We start from the raw sequence: 18,633 nt of genomic DNA, 5'->3' as shown, positions 1-18,633 counted from the left end.
AAAACCGACCTCCTTAAAATTAGATTTTTAGGTCTAACTTTAAGGGGTCGGTTCATACATCTGTCGTCAGGCTACTCTTTTTTTGGAAGTACAAAGTTTAAAGGTATAGGAGATTAACACTTCATGCCGGAACCCTTGCGGGCATAGAACCAATAGGTGATGACTATGGTCACGGCGATGAAGGCTAAAATTATATAGAACGCAGGCATTACCGATTCATAAGTGCTGTAGACCCAACCGAAAACTTTCGGAATGAAGAAGGCCCCGTAAGCGCCCATGGCTGCGGTAAACCCCGTTACTAACGAAGATTGCATGCCGTCCGTAAAAATGTACGGAATCATGCGGAAGGATGCGCCCGTTTCAAAGCCTGTCATGAAGAACAAGAACAGGAAGGCGGCAAAGAAAAGTAAGAAGTTATGGCTGTTAATACCAATCATGATAACGATAGCGGCAAAGAACATGCCAATTAAGGAAAGCATGGTAATTTTGGTGCCGCTATTGATTTTATCGGCCAACCAACCGCCTACGGGACGAATGCCGGCGCCGATGAACGGGCCAAGAAACGCACCGTAAGCGAACGGAATTTCAGGGAATTCTTTATTTACCAAGAGGCTCAAAGCGACGGAGAAACCGATGAAGGAACCGAAGCCGCAGGTATAAATCCAGGTCATGAGCCAGGTGTGTTTATTGGTGAAAATACTCATCATGGAAGCGGGACTCTGTTTTGGTAATGGCAAGTTGTCCATGTATTTTACGATGAGACCCAAGGTGATGAGAATTTGAATAATACCCACATAGCAGGTATTTTGTAAGAAGATAATAGTGCCATCGTTCAAGGTTTGCGGCGACCCTACGAGTGGGGCAAAAACGGTCATGCCCATAACAATCGGCGCCATCAAGAAGATAATGGAAACGCCCAAGTTACCGATACCGGCGTTAATTCCGAGGGCTGTGCCTCGTTTTGAACGTGGGAAAAAGTGACCGATGTTGGCCATGGACGAGGAGAAGTTGGCACCTGCAATACCGAGTAAGGCCACATAGATGAAAAATGTTTCATACGAGGTTGTCGGATCTTGTAATGCCTCGGCGAGCCCCCAAAGCGGAATTAAGAGGAAGGCTGTTGCGACGAATGTCCAGTTACGCCCACCCAGAATGCCCGGCATATAGGTATAAATGAGTCGGCCCGTAGCGCCTACGAGACCCGGCATGGCTGCCAAGGTGAAGAGCTGCTCATCGGTAAAATGAAAGCCGATGGCATTAAGCTTTACGGCAATCGTTGACCATAATGTCCATACACAGAAGGAAAGGGTCAAAGCGATTGTAGAAACGATTAAGTTTTGATTCGCGATTTTTTTACCATATTGATTCCAAAACTGTTCGTTGTCCGGATTCCATTGTGCCAGGATTTCGCGGCGACTAAGTTTTGGGGCGGCAGTTGTTGCTGACATGCTTACACTCCTTTGTTACAGTAATGTGAAAATCAGTCGGTATCTACTCGCTCGATATAGATAACGGCTATTATCAACATGACAATTTTGGCTTTATATAAGGCTGTAGCAAGTTGATTTATTTCAGGATACAGTCATGGTCATAAAGCGTGTCTAATTGGAGTATAGGAAAAATATTCGATTTTGTATGTGACAAATATCACTGAAAAGTAAGATTCTGTGAAAAAGGATGTTTTTTAAAAAACTCAAATCAAATTAATCATGTCTTTGTAAGGTGGAATTCAAGATGAAAAATTGTGCAATTTGTAGAATACTTGCATTTAAGCCTATATGTGGCACTAAATATATAACTTTAGATATATAGTGTGCTATAATAGAATAGATAATGCTTTAGGGAAAGGGCGTTTTAACGATAGATTATAACTGAGGTGCTACGTATGAAGTATACGTTTGATATGGTAAAAGACTTGCGCGCGTTTCGCGATATTGATGAAGCGGATTTCAAAACACTGTTGCAAACGGTGGGCGCTTTTACGAAGAAAATTAAAAAAGGCGGTTATATTACGCTGGCCGATGAAGAGGTGCCTTGTGTGAGCGTGATTCTGAAAGGCACGGTTCACATGATGAGTGAAGATATTTGGGGTAATCGGTCGATTTTGGTGTTTATGAATCGCGGCGATTTGTTCGGTGAATCCTTTGCGTGCAGTTCGAATCAGGTCTCGCTGGTTAATTTTTATGCCGCTTCCGATGTGACCGCTTTGTATATTCCGTTCGATAAATTATTATCCTTGTCGGCTAATGATTTGGGGGCGTATCGTCAATTGGTACAGAATATTATGACTCTTGTGGCCGATAAGAATGTGCGAATTTTGCAAAAGCTGGAAATCGTGTCTAAGCGTAACTTACGCGATAAGCTGATGGCTTATTTTTCTTATATGGCCAAGGTTTGGGGCAGCATGGAATTTGATGTACCCCTAGGGCGTGTAGCGCTCAGCGAGTATCTCTGTGTGGACCGCAGTGCGTTGACCAGGGAATTATCGCGTATGCAGGATGACGGTTTAATTGAATTTGAAAAAAATCATTTTAAAATTTTGGCGCCGGCCGATTCATTGACTTAAAGGTTTAGACTCTATACGTATAAATTGAAAATCGATTAGTATTACGAAATTAAAATAGTGTAATACTCAGACTAGCGTTAAAGACAAGAGAGCGAACGAATAATTCGTCGCTCTCTTGTCGTTTTTGGAAGAAAATAAAGGGAAAGTCATACTATATATGAAGGGGTCAGCGTTATTTTTTAGCCAAGACATACACCATATCAATAAGTGGCAAGATTAAAGCTATTAAAGCAATTTCGTTATGATGCGGAATCCCCGTGAGTGGTATAAACATGCCAATTAAAGTCAGTCCGCCCCACACGATTGGACGGGTCCAAGTGCGACCTTGATTTGCTTCTGGCATAATAGTAGCAGTAGCAATGGGCGTTTTAGTCCAGCTGTTCCACTTCCTCCACCGTTGGAACGTCAATAAAGCACCGAATAAGGAAGCCACACTTAAGATAACCATCCAGATAGCCCATACGATTTTAAGAGCTATCGTATTATGATTGTGAATGTGCAAGTTAATAAGCGTAGTTAAACCGGTAAAATACCATGGAATCGGCTGCGAATAGAAATGATCTTTTTGTGCGTTTTCACAAATATTGGCATATACCGGCTGACCTAAGAATAAAGCCGGATCATCGTCATTTTCACGACCAAGGTAGAATGTATAATGACCACCATTGAAGCGGGATGGATAATCCATGGAGATTAACAGTTGCCCCGGGAAGCGGGACTGAACTTTTGCGATGGCTTCCGATGGCGTTAAGATATCGGATTTTTCGGTACTTAATTCGATTTTGGCATTGGCAGCAACTTCTTTATTGTAGTTGTCGTTTAAGATGAAGAACGTAGCGACACCGGTACCGGTAATGCTGAGGAGAAACCCGAAAATGGCCGTTAACATCATTAGTTCACGATGCAAATTACTGATGCGATTGCGTATAGATTCTTTGAACATTCTAGGAGCAATAGCCGCATTGTTATTTTCAATTGCTAAGCTACAGGTAGAGCCGGTAGCAGATGTTACGATAGGTTGACTTTTCAATCTGGCTCTACGTAGGCGAGCTGCTTTTGAAAACGGCCCATATAGGAAAGCGCCGCTTACAACAGCAATACCGCAAATAAAGGAAATAATGCCAATGAGATATAAGCCAAGGCGGTTTAAGGCGAGACGTGTATGCAATTCGTGGATAATATGCATGGTCGTACGAAGCGGTGTGGCCGTAACCTTGCCGCTTTGCGGAGCCGTGAGCTGCTGGCTGTGCGGATTATAAATAATATAATCGCCACCCATCCCCATACGGGCACGTGGCTCATGGGTGTTATTCTTATCGATGATGCGGTAGCGCAATAGATGCGAGCCCATAGCCGGTGAGATGTTTAAGATTTCTTTAGTCGGATATTTCTGAGTAAACTGAGCAGCTCCTTGGTCGGCGCCGTCCCAGAGGGTATTAATATTCATAGGTGCTGCGCCTATAGTATGCGAACCTTGAATTTCTGCTCTGAATAAGAGAATTAACCCGGTGATGCAGAGTAGGAAGAAAAATAGAAATGAAAATATACTAAGATACTTGTGTAGTTTATACATGGTTGACGTATTCATAAAAAGACTCCTTTCTTTGCCATTTTAGTCCTCTAAAGAATAGCTTTCAAGGTTTTATGATCCTACATGAAAATTACTCATAGGTAAATTGTGCCGAAACTCTAATACGTAAAATCGACAATCAAAAAGTTTGATATATACCTTAACTAAATGTCCCTTTGGATTAATTTTATCGATATATGTGATATAAATCACACACCCAAAAACGTTCCTTTGGTATTCTGAAGATAACAAGGAGGGACAACGCATGAATACGTTTTTTAAAAAATTTTCCTATCTAATACCTAAAAATAAAAGTGAATCAGGCCATCAAGCCGTGTACCAAGGCGGCCGTGACTGGGAATCCATGTATCGTAACCGTTGGTCGTATGACAAAGTGGTGCGCTCCACGCATGGCGTAAACTGCACCGGTTCCTGCAGTTGGAATGTTTTTGTCAAAAACGGCATCGTGACGTGGGAAAATCAGAATCATGATTATCCTGAAACAAGTCCCGATATGCCTGATTTCGAACCGCGTGGTTGTCCGCGTGGTGCTTCGTTCTCCTGGTATATGTACAGCCCGTTGCGCGTAAAATATCCGTACGTTCGCGGTGAATTGGCGGATATGTGGCGCGAAGCCAAAAAAGAACATCCGAACGCGTTAGAAGCGTGGAAATCTATCGTGACGGATCCTGAGAAAACGAAACGGTATAAGTCCGCCCGTGGTATGGGTGGTTTTGTCCGTTCTACCTGGGATGAAGCATCTGAAATTGCGGCCGCTTCCATGCTTTACACGGTGCAGACCTACGGTCCGGACCGCAACTTCGGCTTTTCGCCGATTCCGGCCATGTCCATGCTAAGCTACGCCGCCGGTGCCCGTTTCATGAACCTTATGGGCGGTGCCTGCCTCAGCTTCTATGACTGGTATGCCGATTTGCCGCCGGCCAGCCCGCAGGTATGGGGCGAACAGACAGACGTGCCGGAAAGTAGTGACTGGTACAATGCCGGTTACATTATTACATGGGGTTCTAACGTACCGCAAACCCGTACGCCGGATGCTCACTTCCTCACCGAAGTTCGCTACAAAGGCACCAAAGTTATTTCCGTTTCACCGGACTACGCGGAATCTACCACGGCCGCCGATACATGGCTCAATGTAAAAGCCGGCTCTGATGCGGCGCTCGCCATGGCCATGGGTCATGTTATTTTAAAAGAATACTACGTCGACAACCAGACGCCGATGTTCCTCGACTACGCCAAACGTTATACGGACTTCCCATTCCTCGTTCGTTTGGATGAAAAAGACGGCAAGTTCACGGCCGGTCATTTCTTGACGGCCAAAGACATGGGCGATTTGTCGCAACATAGCGAATTTAAATATTATGTGCTCGATGAAAAGAGTGACAAATTAGTTATTCCTAACGGCCAGATGGGCCATCGCTGGGGTGACAAAACAAAATGGAATTTAAAACTCGAAAATAGTGAAACCGGCGAACCTATCAGCCCTAAATTATCTTTCATCGACGAAAAGGATGATTTAAAAACCGTAACTTTGCCGTTCTTCGGTCATTTGGACAATACGGCCACCTTATCCCGTCGCGTGCCGGTTAAACGTATGAAGACGGCTGACGGTGAAGTATATGTTACTACTGTTTACGACTTACTCTTAGCCAACTACGGTGTTGACCGCGGCCTCGGCGGCGAAGTGAATGCTGACTATGAAAGCGATACACCGTTCACGCCGGCTTGGCAGGAAAAATATACCGGTATCAAATCGGACATGGTGATTCACACGGCGCGTGAATTTGCGGATAATGCCATTGCTACCAAAGGTCGTTCCCTCATTATCATGGGCGGCGGTATCAACCACTGGTTCCATGCGGACATTATTTACCGTGCCGTATTGAATCTTGTGCTCTTCTGTGCCTGCGAAGGTAAAAACGGCGGCGGTTGGGCTCACTATGTAGGTCAGGAAAAATTGCGTCCTGCCGAAGGTTGGGGCGCTATCATGACGGCTAAAGATTGGCAGCCGGTACCGCGTTTGCATAACGGTACATCCTTCTTCTACTTCGCCACCGACCAATGGCGCAGTGACGAAATGGATACCAATGATTTGACATCCGCCCTCGTAGAACCGCGTTATCGTCATGTAGGCGACTACAATGTGTTGGCCGCTCGCTTGGGTTGGTTGCCATCCTATCCGACCTTTAAAACAAGCAGTGCCGATATTTATAAAAATGCCGCTAAAGCGGGTTATACCGAATTTGGCGATGTGAAGAACTTCGTAGCGCAGCAGCTTAAAAATAAAGAGTTGGAATTTGCCGTACAGGATCCGGATGCACCGGAAAACTTCCCGCGCAACCTCATTGTATGGCGTGCCAACCTGATTACGTCGTCCTCTAAGGGCCACGAATACTTTATGAAACATTTACTCGGTACGAAAGACGGCCTCCTCGAATCGGATACGCCGGCTGTTAAACCGACCGAGATTAAATGGCGTGAAGAAGCGGGTAAGGGTAAACTCGATTTGCTCATTGACCTCGATTTCCGTATGGCCGGTTCCGCCCTCTATTCGGATATTGTGTTGCCTACCGCCACCTGGTATGAAAAAACCGACTTATCTTCTACCGACATGCATCCGTTCGTGCATCCGTTCCAGCCGGCCGTAGATCCGGGTTGGGAAGCTAAAACGGACTGGGATATTTTCCTTACCTTAGGCCAGGCCGTTTCCAAATTGGCTAAAGAAGTAAATATGCCGGTATACCGTGATATCGTAGCGACACCGTTAGGACACGACTCGGAAGCGGAACTTGCTCAGCCGGGCGGTCTTGTGAAAGATTGGAGCCGCGGTGAATGTGAACCGATTCCGGGCAAAACGATGCCGCAGCTCGTCGAAGTGGAACGCGATTATACGCGTATTTTTGAAAAACAACGTGCCTTAGGGCCAAACTTGGCTGACGGCACAGTAGGTGCTCACGGTATTGCCGTTAACATCGCTGAACAATACGAAGAGCTGAAAGCGCGTAACGGTGTGATTCGCAGTCGTGCGCAAGGTTCTACCGCTCCTGAAGGGGCTACCGACGGAGCCGGTCATGTGATTTCCACAACTGATGACGTAGGGGCCGGTTGCCCATCTATTGAAGATGCCTACCAAGCTTGTCAGGCCGTTTTGACCATGTCGTCCGCAACGAATGGCGCCGTAGCGCATAAGAGCTGGGCGAAGGCGGAAGAATTGACCGGTCTTAAAGACTTAACCAAAATGACGGGCGGTCGCAGCGGTGAACAGATTACCTTTGAAGATATCGTAGCGCAACCGCGCCTCGTTATCAGCACCCCGATTTTCACGGGTAATGGTAAAGATAATCGCCGTTACACGCCGTTTACGAATAATGTGGAACTCCTCATGCCGTTCCGCACGATTACGGGCCGTCAGTCCTACTTCCTCGACCATGACATCATGGCGGAATGGGGCGAACAGATGGCTACTTTCAAACCGATTTTGGCGTATGCACCAATGCGTGAAAGCTTGCCGAATGACGGCATTCCGGAAATTACACTTAAATACTTAACGCCGCACAACAAGTGGAGTATTCACAGTATGTACTTTGATACGCCGCATATGTTGACCTTGTTCCGCGGCGGCCAATCCGTATGGCTCAACGAAGATGATGCCAACGAAATCGGCGTGGCCGACAATGATTGGATTGAATTATATAACAGCAATGGTGTGGTGGCCTCCCGTGCCGTAGTAACACCGCGTATTCCGCGCGGCCTCGTTTACATGCACCATGCGCAGGATCGTCACATCAACGTGCCGGGCACCTCGCTCACGGGCGGTCGTGGCGGTACACACAATACGCCGACACGTATTCACATGAAACCGACCCATATGATTGGGGGCTACGGACAATTGAGTTATGGGTTTAACTATTACGGACCTACCGGTAATCAGCGCGACATGCTTGTGGTAGTGCGTAAGATGAAGGAGGTTGATTGGCTTGAAGATTAAAGCACAAATTTCGATGGTCATGAATTTAGATAAATGTATCGGTTGTCATACTTGCTCGATTACTTGTAAAAACACGTGGACCAACCGCGAAGGTGCGGAGTACATGTATTTTAACAATGTGGAAACAAAACCGGGCATCGGCTATCCGAAACATTGGGAAGACCAGAACCGTTGGAAGGGTGGCTGGATTCTAAAAGATGGTAAACTGCAGCTCGCTACGGGCTCTAAGGGCAACCGTCTGATGAAACTCTTTTTCCATCCGGAACAGCCTGAGCTGAAAGACTATTTCGAGCCATGGACCTATGATTATGAAACCTTGATTCATTCCAAACGTAAAAACAATCAGCCGGTGGCGCGTCCCCGCTCTTTGATTACGAAGGAAAAAATGGAAATCGAATGGGGCCCTAACTGGGAAGATGATTTAGCCGGCGGTAATACGGCCCGTGCCGATGTGAACCTTCAAAAAATAGGCCAAAACATCGCCCTTGATTTCCACGATATTTTTATGAAATACTTGCCGCGCCTTTGCAATCACTGCTTGAATCCGGCCTGTGTGGCGGCTTGTCCGTCCGGCGCCATCTACAAACGTGACGAAGACGGCGTAGTCCTCATCTCGCAAGATGTGTGTCGCGGTTGGCGTCATTGTGTGCCTGCTTGTCCGTATAAAAAGATTTATTATAACTGGCAGACCAATAAGGCTGAAAAATGCGTATTCTGTTACCCTCGTTTGGAAAACGGATTGCCGCAGATTTGTGCCGATACCTGCGTCGGTCGCATGCGCTATGTAGGCGTGTTACTCTACGATATGGATAAAGTGGAAGCGGTGGCATCGACGGAAAATCCGCAAGAGATTTATGATAATATGCTTGATGTGTTGCTTGACCCGCATGATCCGGCCGTAGCGAAAGCGGCTAAAGAACAGGGCATCCCTGACAACTGGATTAAAGCGGCTAAAGAATCGCCCGTATTCCGCCTCATTAAAGAATGGCAAATTGCGTTGCCGCTTCATGCAGAATATCGTACGGTACCGATGGTATGGTATGTGCCGCCAATGAGCCCGATTTTACATAAAGATGCGGCGTCGGTACATTTCCCTGAAGCGGAAGCAATGCGTATTCCGGTAGCTTATTTGGCACAGATTTTCTCTGCCGGCAATGAAGATGTTATCCGCCGTGTGCTTAATACCTTGCTTGATTTGCGCCGTTACATGCAGCAGCGTACCCGCGGTGAAGCAACAACTGAATTTGATACTAAATATGGTGAGCACACGCTCTATGATATGTATCGTTTGCTTGGCATTGCCAAATACCGCGATCGTTATCGCATTCCGGCCGGCGTCAATGCAACGCAGGAAGAAAAACGCTTGCATCAAGGCGTAGGTGGTTTCAGCGATTGTGCCTTCGGTGGTTGCAGCGGTTCCGCTCCGAGTGCTTCCGGTTGTAACGGTTGTGCCGGAGGTGGCCATGAGTAACTCTATGGAAACAAAAAATCAAACTGCAAATCAAACAAAGCTGAATCAAATGGCGGAGGGTCAAGTTTTGTCGGATCAAACTGCCTTGGATAAGGAAGCTTTGCAATTGAGTGCCTATTTATTGAGCTATCCTTCGGCCGAGTGGCGTGAAGCTTTGACGGACGTGCAAGCGGCGTGGCGTGCTTGGCCGGATAGCCCCTTAAAAGAAAGTCTCGGGGCGGTGCTTGATTATATCAGTAGTGAACAGGCACGCGAATACGAGGACGAATATGTGCGCGTCTTTGATTTCAGCAGTAATACCAATATGTATTTGACGTCCTATGATGCCACTAATGCGGAAGAACAGGCGTCGGAGTTATTGGAATATAAAGCTTTTTTTCAAAAACACGGTTATGACATTGCTCGCGAGTTGCCGGATTATGTGCCGGCCATCCTCGAGCTGTGCAGTACTTTAGAACCTGTGGAAGCGTTGGAGATTTTACAACATGGCAAAGAAGCCTTGGCAACGCTTCGTCAACGACTTATTGACGGTAAGCAGGTGCATGCTTTCGTGCTTGATGTAGTATTACAAATTGTAGAACGTTGGGAGGGAACTTTAGGATGAGTGAATTTGTTTGGGTCGCCTTGCCCTATCTTGCGTTTACCTTTTTAGTATTCGGTTCGGCCGTTCGTTACACCGTGTCGGAACGGACATGGACCACGAAATCCAGTGAGTTTTTGGAGAAAAAACAGCTTCGCATTGCCGGTCCTTTATTCCATTTTGCTTTACTCCTCGTGTTCTTGGGGCATGTAGGAGGCATCTTGGTGCCGCAGGAAGTGACGGAAATGTTTGGCATTGACGAGCATCTCTATCACATGGGGGCGCTATACATCGGTGGGGTAGCGGGGATTTTATTGGTGGTAGGCTTCTTACTCCTTATGAAACGCCGTTTTACATCGGTGTACATGAAAGTCAATACATCGTCAATGGACGTGTGGCTCTTCTTGTTCTTGGGTCTTACCATTTTGACGGGTTTTGCCGGTACCATGCTCAACGCCGACGGTGCTTTTAACTATCGTGAATACATCGGACCTTGGTTCCGCAGCTTGCTCATTATGCAGCCGAAACCGGAATTGATGCTGAATATTCCGATGATGTTTAAGGTTCACATGTTCTCATGGATGGCGGTTTGCTTTATCTTCCCGTTCAGCCGTTTGGTGCATTGCCTGAGCTTCCCGTTCCTTTACTTGTGGCGCAGTGCCATCGTGTATCGCCGTCGCTAGTAGATGGGTGTAATAGCGTATTACTGTCGCTAGTAGATGCTTGTAATAGCGTATTACATATATAGTTATATATAGTAAAATACAATCAGAGGTCTCCGTGTGTGGAGGCCTCTTTTTTATGAAGTTAATGATTAATTTAGTGAATAGGCTATACCGATTGTGAATAGGTGTCCGTAAAACGTAAAAAAATGGGTTGGATTGTTCGGATTTTTTGTTTGTTGAGCGTCAAAAATTAGAAAATAAAATATATAATTGGTAATTATTATCATTAAAAAGAGACTTTGGTTCAAATTGCAGGACTTGAGTTTTTAGAAAAATTAATGGTAAGATGCGTATTTACCACAAAAAGTTATCTTCTGAATTGGAAGTGTGTACAGAAAAAACGAATGTGCTTAACACAAAAATATAAAGGTTTATGCATTGATTTAGAAGAGGGGGTATATAAAAGACTAATGTTTCCGCGGATGGGATTTTTAGAGCGCTTTTGAATGTATATTCTATGCATATTAATACCTGAATATGACAAAACAAGTGTACTTTTAGTATATCGATTGTCAACGAAGTGCGATTAGAATCGCAATAATTGATATTTTGCGAAAAGTTCTCAATAGACATAAATACTTGATTAAACTGCATAGACCGCGTTTGAAAGCCCTCTTGATGTGTGCTATGATTAAGTCATCAGAAAATCTCGTTTTAAGTTGAGGAGGGATTACTTTGCGTACTATCGACGTAGCAAAAGTGACGGAAACAGTAGCCCAAATGTGTAAAAATGCGGCTTACTATTTACCACAAGACGTATATGAAGGTTTAAAAGCCGGTCGTGAAACAGAAAAATCTCCGGTTGGTTGTGTTGTATTAGACCAAATCATTAAAAATGCCGAAATCGCTCGTGAAGAAGATCGCCCTATCTGCCAGGATACCGGTTACACCATCGTATTCTTGGAAGTAGGTCAGGACGTTCACTTCGAAGGTGGCGACTTACAGCAAGCTGTTCAAGACGGCGTTGCTAAAGGTTATGTAGAAGGTTACTTACGTAAATCCGTAGTGGCAGAACCTTTATTTAACCGTAAAAACACCGGTAACAACACTCCTTGTATCATTTATACAAGCATCGTTCCTGGCGACAAAGTTAAAATCGACATGGAACTTAAAGGTTTCGGTTCCGAAAATAAATCCGGCGTAAAAATGTTGGTACCTGCTGATGGCGTTGAAGGCGTTAAAAATGCCGTTATGGAAATCGTTAAAAAAGCCGGCCCTAACCCATGCCCTCCAATGGTTCTTGGCGTTGGTATCGGCGGTACTATGGACTATGCAGCATTACTTTCTAAAAAAGCATTGCTTCGTTCCACTAAAAAACGCAACGATATGCCTGAATATGCTAAATTAGAAGAAGAATTGTTGGAAATGATCAACAAAACAGGTATCGGACCTCAGCTTGGTGGTACCACTACAGCATTAGCAGTTAACATCGAATGGGCCGCTACCCATATTGCCGGTCTTCCTGTAGCCGTGACAATTTGCTGCCATGCAAGCCGTCATGCCGAAGAAATTCTTTAATTCAAGGGGAGGAAGATAACAATGGCTGAATCAAAAACAATTCATATTACGACACCTTTAACTGAAGAAGTGTCCAGAACATTAAGAGCCGGCGACAGTGTATTGATTACCGGTAAAATCTACAGCGCTCGTGATGCTGCTCATAAAGTTATGACTGAAGCATTGGCACGTGGCGAAGAACTTCCTATCGATTGGCACGACAAAATCGTTTACTATCTTGGACCATCCCCTGCAAAACCAGGCGACCCAATCGGTGCAGCCGGCCCTACAACTTCCGGCCGTATGGACGCTTACACCCCAACAATGCTTGATCAGGGTATCAAAGGCATGGTAGGTAAAGGTTCCCGCTCCAAAGAAGTTGTTGAATCCATGAAGAAAAATGGTGTAACTTACTTCGCAGCAGTTGGCGGCGCCGCTTCCTTAATTGCTAAATCCATTAAAGACTATAAAGTTATCGCTTACGGTGACTTAGGTCCTGAAGCTTTGGCTGAATTGACTGTTGAAGATTTCCCTTGCATCGTAGTTATCGACAGCGAAGGTAACGACTTCTACAAAATCGGTCAAGAACCTTATCGTCAAGAAGACTAATAGGTATTGGTCAGATAAACGGATAGTAGTATCCAATCCAATCTAATGATATATATAACTGAGGGACCGCCCGACCGTAAGGGCGGGTCCGCTCAGCTGTATAATGTAACATATACTTGCATTCCAACAAAAAAGTAGTTACACGTTAAAACACGGCTTTTATAGCTGTGTTTTTTTGTTTTGTCTAAAAATAGTGGGAATAGTCTCTCATATATTCTCTTTTATACTGATTGCTACATATATCTAATTGTTATAGTCGGTATTTTTATATTGACAAGGCTGATGAAAGAATCTATAATTAAATTATAGAAACATATGAATAGTTGTTCATATGTTTGCGGAACAGATTTTTACAGTTAAAAATCCGGGTATTTAGAGTAGTGTTAGCCGTAAAAGCTAACCGCAGGAATAGTGTAAGTATTTAGTGTAAGTGGCATACGTATATAGTAGAGGTGAGAAACAGCAATGGAACGCATTTTATTACTTAAAAATTTAACATGTGCGAATTGTGCGGCCAAGATCGAAGACAAGATTAAAAAAATGGAAACAGTAAGTGCTGCATCGTTTTCCGTAGGGACGCAACAATTGCGAATTACGTCCACAGTTCCCGACACCAATGATTTGATTACCGAAATTCAAGGTGTTTGTGATTCTATTGAAGATGGTGTAGAAGTACAGCTCTACGAACGTAAAACTAAGGGGGCTCATGATCATCACGACCATGACCATGCTCACGGCGGCGGTCTGGTAAGCATTATTATCGGGGTTGTGGTGATGCTCGTATACTCCTTTGTAGACGGCATTCCGGAAGACATTGCCTTTGGTGTACTTCTTGCGACCTACTTATTACTTGGTTGGGGTGTTTTATGGAATGCTATTAAAAACATCGGTTCCGGCCAAGTTTTTGATGAAAACTTTCTCATGAGTGTGGCCACTTTGGGGGCCGTAATTATCGGAGAAATGCCGGAAGCGGTAGGGGTTATGCTCTTCTATCGTATCGGTACCTATTTTGAAGAAAAAGCAACGGCCAGAAGTCGTAGCGCTATTATGGATGCTATCGATATGCGTCCGGAACAAGTTCGCTTGGTAGATGAAGCAGGTCAGTCCAAAGTAGTAAGCCCTGAAGAAGTTCGCATCGGTCAGACTATCGAAGTAATAGCCGGCGAACGTATTCCGCTCGACGGTACCGTAATTGAAGGGACTACACGTATCGATACAGCGCCGGTTACGGGTGAACCGGTTCCGGTACAAGTTAAACCGGGCAGTGAAATTTTATCCGGCTGTATCAATCAGAGTGGCCGCATCTTGATGCGCGTTGATAAAGAATTAAAAGACTCTATGGTTACGCGTGTGCTTGATGCTGTTGAAAATGCAGCCGCTACCAAACCTCGTATCGACCGTTTTATTACGCGTTTTGCTCGCGTGTATACCCCAACCGTAGTATTGTTAGCCGCTTTGGTAGCCGTAATCCCATCCTTAATTACCGGTAACTGGAATTACTGGGTATATACCGCTTTAACATTCTTGGTTATCAGTTGTCCATGTGCATTGGTACTCAGCGTACCGCTCGCTTTCTTCTCCGGCATCGGTCGCGGGTCCAGAACGGGCATCCTTTTTAAAGGCGGTTTGTCCATGGAAGCATTGCGTAATATTAAAGCGATTGCTATGGATAAAACAGGTACCTTGACTACCGGCGAATTTGCGGTACAGTCTATTACAACAGCTGAAGGTTTTGACGAAGTAGACATATTGGCTAAGGCAGCGGCCTTAGAAGTACGTTCCTCTCATCCGGTAGCGGTAAGTATTGCCAATGAAGCTAAAAAACGCAATGTTCAGTTAGCAGAAGTTGTTGATCTCGAAGAATTGTCCGGTCGTGGTATGACCGGTGTGGTAAATGGTGTTAAAGTAGCCGTTGGTAATCGTCGTTTATTCAACGAATTACAAATTACAGGTTACGGTGAACCTGCCGATTACGGTAGCGAAGTATTGGTAGCCCTTGACGGTCAATATGCAGGCACAATCTTGATTGCCGATGCTTTGAAAGAAGATACTAAATCAGCTGTGGCAGAACTTGCCAAACGCGGTTTACGCACGATTATGCTGACCGGTGACACTCAAGCGGGTGCCCGGTACATGGCGAAAGAAGCCGGTATTGATGACGTTCGTGCCGAATTATTGCCGGTAGATAAATTAAGTGTTATGAAAGAACTTCGTGAAACATACGGTTCCACCATGTTCGTAGGTGACGGTATCAATGACGCCCCTGTATTGGCCGGTGCCGACGTGGGCGGTGCCATGGGCAGCGGTGCCGATGCGGCCATTGAAGCAGCCGATGTAGTGTATATGCGTCCCAGTATCAGCGCTGTAGTTGAATCAATTCGCATTTCCTCAAACACGATTTCTATTGCATGGCAGAACGTAGTCGTAGCGTTAGGGGTTAAAATCCTCGTTATGATTATGGGGCTCTTCGGCTTTGCCAATATGTGGGTGGCCGTATTCGCCGATACGGGTGTTTCCATTCTCTGCATTTTAAACTCCATTCGTATTTTATATAAAAAATAATAAGGTTTTCAAAAACGTTTAGAATGCGTTGATGAACGCCTCATACGGTAAAATCGCTCTTGGGAAAAGACAAAACAGTCAGGTTCTTTCAAGAGCGATTTTTTCTTATAAATTACCCGATTCAACACTTGACGAACCTCTTCTTTGTTGGATATGATGAAGTATAAGCTAATGAATGGGAGGTGGCGTATGCTCACGGTATATACACATGACGAAGGCGAGCTTGTATCGGACTTAACGGTAGCCGATGCGGGTAAGGGCTCGTGGATTAATTTGGTGAATCCGGACCCCGATGAGCTATCGCTCGTCAATATTATGACGGAAATCCCTACGGACGTTTTGAAAACAGCTTTGGATACGGAAGAACGTTCGCACGTGGAAATTGAAGAAAATTACATTTTTGTTGTTATCAATATTCCGGCATTGCGCGGTAGCGACAGCTATGATACAGTGCCGCTCGGTATATTTTTGACACCTGATTTCTTCATCACCGTGTGTCTTGAAGAATCGGATGTGTTATATCCGTTTATAAACAATCAAGTTGCTACGTTTTATACCTTTAAAAAAACACGTTTCTTGTTCCAGATAATGTATCGCACAGCGACTTTGTTCTTGCGTTATTTGCAACAAATTAACCGCCGTACGGACGACATTGAAATTCAATTGCGTCATACGACTAAAAATAAGGACTTTTTCCAACTGTTGGAATTACAGAAATCCATGACCTATTTTACGTCCGCTTTGAAAACAAACGGCACCGTAATGGAGCGTATTTTGCGCCTCCGTAGTCATGAAGATGTCCGTCATTTGCTTAAAATGTATGAAGAAGACGAAGATTTATTGGAAGACGTTATTATCGAAAACAAGCAGGCTATTGAAATGGTTGAGATGTATTCAAATATTCTCATGAATATGATGAACGCCTTTACTTCCATTATTTCCAATAACTTGAACTTAGTGATGAAACTCTTGGCCGGTGTAACGATTATCTTATCCGTACCGACCTTGATTTTCAGTTTGTGGGGCGTTAACGTACCCGTTCCATGGGCTGAATCGGGTGCCGAAGGGTTTCCTTTTGTAATCGGTATTGCCGCGGTGGTTACGTTCATTGTAGGCCTGCTACTTTGGAAAAACGACTTTTTATAAGTTAATGTATGTATGTCTGCGCGGCTCAACCATGGGCTCACGCAGACTTTTTTTGTAAGGAGGATACTCATGAAAAAAACTTGGTTAATTTTAATTGCTGTTGTCATTGCTATCGGTGCTTGGGTAGTAAGCGGCTATAACGGTTTGGTAGGCATGGATGAAGGTGTAAACAACAAGTTGGCACAGGTTCAAACGCAGTTACAGCGTCGTAACGATTTAATCCCGAACTTGGTAAGCACTGTTAAAGGTTATGCGTCTCATGAACAGGCGGCCATTCAAGCCGTTTCCGATGCCCGTGCTAAACTGGGCGGAGCCCGTACGGTAGAAGAAATGTCTCAGGCTGACGGTGAATTATCCAGCGCTTTGAGCCGTTTACTCATGATTACGGAAAACTATCCGAACTTAAAAGCGGACCAGAATTTCCGCGCTTTGCAGGATGAATTGGCAGGCACTGAAAACCGCATTGCCGTAGCACGTAAAGATTATAATGATGTAGTTAATGCATATAATGCTAAAGTACGTACATTCCCTACATCCATCTATGCGGGGATGTTAGGCTTCCAACCAAAAGCGTATTTCCAGGCAGACCAAGCGGCTCAATCCGCTCCTAAAGTGGAGTTCTAACCGTAAATCCATATACTTATTTTCATAGGATTGTGGCAACGAACTTTGTTTTGTAAAAAAAGATTGGTTAGGAGGGCTTGATGGCTTGGATAATGCGTAAAAACAGCCTTTGGAAAGTTGTCGTGATGTTGCTGCTTACCGCCATCATCGCCTTACAAGCACTGGCGGTTCACGCAGCAGATATTCCGGCTAAACCACCGGCCGGTCAATATGTGGTCGACCAGGTAAACGTACTGTCGAGCAAAGAAGTACAAACTATTAATGCCATCGGCACCATGCTTGATCGTTCTGGTAAAGGGCAACTGGCCGTTGTCGTAGTGCCTTCATTCGGTGATGTGGCTCCCGCTGATTACGCGCTAAACGTATTGCGTGGTTGGGGCGTCGGACACAGCGGCAAAGATGATGGATTCGTGCTAGCCGTGGCGATGGAAGATAAGAAAATCTTTCTCACCGTAGGTTGCGGTTTGGAAGGGGTCTTAAACGATGCTAAAATCGGGCAACTATTGGACACCTATGCCATCCCGAGTTTTCGTCAGGGGCAATTTGGACCGGGCATTGTAAGAACGGTCTGGCAAACGGCTCAAATCGTAGATCCGGATATTAGTAAACAAAGCCAAAATGTGAATCAACAGGCACAACCTGACAATACCATTGAACTGTCATGGTGGCAGGTGTTGCTCATCGGCGGAGGGATTATTTTGTTCCTCATGGTTGATGCCATTTTCTTTGGCGGGGAACTTACCCGGATGCTGCTTACCATGTTTATCTTCCGCGGCGGTGGCGGCGGAGGAGGTCGTGGGGGCTTCGGCGGCGGCAGCGGTCGCGGCGGTGGTTTTGGCGGCGGATCCGGCGGTGGCGGTGGTGCCGGCCGAGGCTGGTAAGAATTATAAAGTAGTTTTGTGAAAAGGAAAGTATCAAATAGAATACGAATAGAAAAGACGCCATATGCTTCCTTGCGATTGTTTGTGTAAGGAATATATGGCGTCCGTTAATTAGAAGGTTAGATTATGAAGCAGATAGAATCAGAAGAATATAAAGAAATACAGAAAAAACGACTGATGAAATTAATCGAGATGGAAGAGGGCTTATTTGAAATCAATGGCTGGCTTTCTGTGGGCGATGTTAAGGAAAATTATAGAAAACGTAAGTTTGAATCATAGTGTTATTTTGCCCACTAGAGCTTAATACTCTAATGGGCAAAAATAATGGGCGAAAAAATGGGGGGTTATAGGACATTTTGAGTTGGTAATTTAATCCCATAGATAGTTAGGATATGG

General features: G+C 45.0%; 14 protein-coding genes. 12 read left to right on the top strand and 2 right to left on the bottom strand.

What is annotated here, in order from left to right:
* Window positions 1-113 precede the first annotated feature (113 nt).
* Entirely contained in the window at window positions 114-1,448 is a 1,335-nt protein-coding gene (locus MXE28_RS09900; protein WP_156704397.1) for an MFS transporter, read from the bottom strand.
* A gap of 437 nt (window positions 1,449-1,885) precedes the next feature.
* Between MXE28_RS09900 and MXE28_RS09895 the strand changes: the two genes are divergently transcribed.
* Entirely contained in the window at window positions 1,886-2,566 is a 681-nt protein-coding gene (locus MXE28_RS09895) for a Crp/Fnr family transcriptional regulator (protein ID WP_021841522.1), read from the top strand.
* Window positions 2,567-2,738: 172 nt separating this feature from the next.
* Here MXE28_RS09895 and MXE28_RS09890 read toward each other — a convergent pair whose 3' ends face one another.
* Window positions 2,739-4,139, bottom strand: coding sequence for a PepSY-associated TM helix domain-containing protein (locus MXE28_RS09890; RefSeq protein ID WP_247240122.1), 1,401 nt, complete (start codon window positions 4,137-4,139; stop codon window positions 2,739-2,741).
* Between the two features lie 262 nt (window positions 4,140-4,401).
* Here MXE28_RS09890 and MXE28_RS09885 point away from each other — a divergent pair, with 262 nt between their 5' ends.
* The 11 genes from MXE28_RS09885 to MXE28_RS09835 all read left to right on the top strand — a co-directional run bounded on the left by MXE28_RS09885 (window position 4,402) and on the right by MXE28_RS09835 (window position 18,516).
* The gene (locus MXE28_RS09885; protein WP_247240121.1) at window positions 4,402-8,142 is read left to right on the top strand and encodes a nitrate reductase subunit alpha; all 3,741 of its coding nucleotides are present in this window, start codon (window positions 4,402-4,404) and stop codon (window positions 8,140-8,142) included.
* Window positions 8,132-9,613, top strand: a complete 1,482-nt coding sequence (gene narH / locus MXE28_RS09880; RefSeq protein ID WP_226974322.1) for a nitrate reductase subunit beta — start codon at window positions 8,132-8,134, stop codon at window positions 9,611-9,613. Before MXE28_RS09885 ends, narH begins: the two co-directional genes overlap by 11 nt.
* A complete protein-coding gene (gene narJ, locus MXE28_RS09875) occupies window positions 9,606-10,217 on the top strand; it encodes a nitrate reductase molybdenum cofactor assembly chaperone (protein ID WP_021841518.1) in 612 nt (203 codons plus the stop codon). Before narH ends, narJ begins: the two co-directional genes overlap by 8 nt.
* Window positions 10,214-10,876 carry a respiratory nitrate reductase subunit gamma gene (gene narI / locus MXE28_RS09870; RefSeq protein ID WP_021841517.1) on the top strand — a complete coding sequence of 221 codons (663 nt, stop codon included), beginning with the start codon at window positions 10,214-10,216 and terminating at the stop codon, window positions 10,874-10,876. Before narJ ends, narI begins: the two co-directional genes overlap by 4 nt.
* 717 nt (window positions 10,877-11,593) lie before the next feature.
* Complete coding sequence (locus tag MXE28_RS09865) at window positions 11,594-12,436, top strand: fumarate hydratase (RefSeq protein WP_021841516.1); 843 nt, start codon at window positions 11,594-11,596, stop codon at window positions 12,434-12,436.
* A 21-nt stretch (window positions 12,437-12,457) separates the two neighbouring features.
* Window positions 12,458-13,024 (top strand): Fe-S-containing hydro-lyase, encoded by a 567-nt coding sequence (locus MXE28_RS09860; protein WP_006555916.1) that lies wholly within the window; start codon window positions 12,458-12,460, stop codon window positions 13,022-13,024.
* A 465-nt stretch (window positions 13,025-13,489) separates the two neighbouring features.
* Window positions 13,490-15,586, top strand: a complete 2,097-nt coding sequence (locus MXE28_RS09855; RefSeq protein ID WP_247240120.1) for a heavy metal translocating P-type ATPase — start codon at window positions 13,490-13,492, stop codon at window positions 15,584-15,586.
* A 189-nt stretch (window positions 15,587-15,775) separates the two neighbouring features.
* Entirely contained in the window at window positions 15,776-16,732 is a 957-nt protein-coding gene (locus MXE28_RS09850) for a magnesium transporter CorA family protein (RefSeq protein WP_021841514.1), read from the top strand.
* 69 nt (window positions 16,733-16,801) lie between these two features.
* Entirely contained in the window at window positions 16,802-17,356 is a 555-nt protein-coding gene (locus MXE28_RS09845) for a LemA family protein (RefSeq protein WP_021841513.1), read from the top strand.
* An 80-nt stretch (window positions 17,357-17,436) separates the two neighbouring features.
* Window positions 17,437-18,237: a TPM domain-containing protein gene (locus MXE28_RS09840; RefSeq protein WP_127058012.1), complete on the top strand. Its 801-nt coding sequence runs from the start codon at window positions 17,437-17,439 to the stop codon at window positions 18,235-18,237.
* Between the two features lie 126 nt (window positions 18,238-18,363).
* Window positions 18,364-18,516, top strand: coding sequence for a hypothetical protein (locus tag MXE28_RS09835; RefSeq protein ID WP_164726529.1), 153 nt, complete (start codon window positions 18,364-18,366; stop codon window positions 18,514-18,516).
* Window positions 18,517-18,633 lie beyond the last annotated feature (117 nt).

Source organism: Veillonella sp. KGMB01456 (assembly GCF_023051165.1).
Lineage (GTDB): Bacteria > Bacillota > Negativicutes > Veillonellales > Veillonellaceae > Veillonella_A.
The sequence above is the reverse complement of the archived record's forward strand: the minus strand, read 5'-3'. Positions and strand labels throughout refer to the sequence as shown.

What these genes read in the sequence shown, in the direction of transcription:
- MXE28_RS09840 (WP_127058012.1), top strand. Translation starts at nt 17,437, where the DNA reads ATGGCTTGGATAATGCGTAAAAACAGCCTTTGGAAAGTTGTCGTGATG.
- MXE28_RS09855 (WP_247240120.1), top strand. Translation starts at nt 13,490, where the DNA reads ATGGAACGCATTTTATTACTTAAAAATTTAACATGTGCGAATTGTGCG.
- MXE28_RS09835 (WP_164726529.1), top strand. Translation starts at nt 18,364, where the DNA reads ATGAAGCAGATAGAATCAGAAGAATATAAAGAAATACAGAAAAAACGA.
- MXE28_RS09900 (WP_156704397.1), bottom strand. Translation starts at nt 1,448, where the DNA reads ATGTCAGCAACAACTGCCGCCCCAAAACTTAGTCGCCGCGAAATCCTG.
- narJ (WP_021841518.1), top strand. Translation starts at nt 9,606, where the DNA reads ATGAGTAACTCTATGGAAACAAAAAATCAAACTGCAAATCAAACAAAG.
- MXE28_RS09850 (WP_021841514.1), top strand. Translation starts at nt 15,776, where the DNA reads ATGCTCACGGTATATACACATGACGAAGGCGAGCTTGTATCGGACTTA.
- MXE28_RS09885 (WP_247240121.1), top strand. Translation starts at nt 4,402, where the DNA reads ATGAATACGTTTTTTAAAAAATTTTCCTATCTAATACCTAAAAATAAA.
- MXE28_RS09895 (WP_021841522.1), top strand. Translation starts at nt 1,886, where the DNA reads ATGAAGTATACGTTTGATATGGTAAAAGACTTGCGCGCGTTTCGCGAT.
- narI (WP_021841517.1), top strand. Translation starts at nt 10,214, where the DNA reads ATGAGTGAATTTGTTTGGGTCGCCTTGCCCTATCTTGCGTTTACCTTT.
- MXE28_RS09860 (WP_006555916.1), top strand. Translation starts at nt 12,458, where the DNA reads ATGGCTGAATCAAAAACAATTCATATTACGACACCTTTAACTGAAGAA.
- MXE28_RS09890 (WP_247240122.1), bottom strand. Translation starts at nt 4,139, where the DNA reads ATGTATAAACTACACAAGTATCTTAGTATATTTTCATTTCTATTTTTC.
- MXE28_RS09845 (WP_021841513.1), top strand. Translation starts at nt 16,802, where the DNA reads ATGAAAAAAACTTGGTTAATTTTAATTGCTGTTGTCATTGCTATCGGT.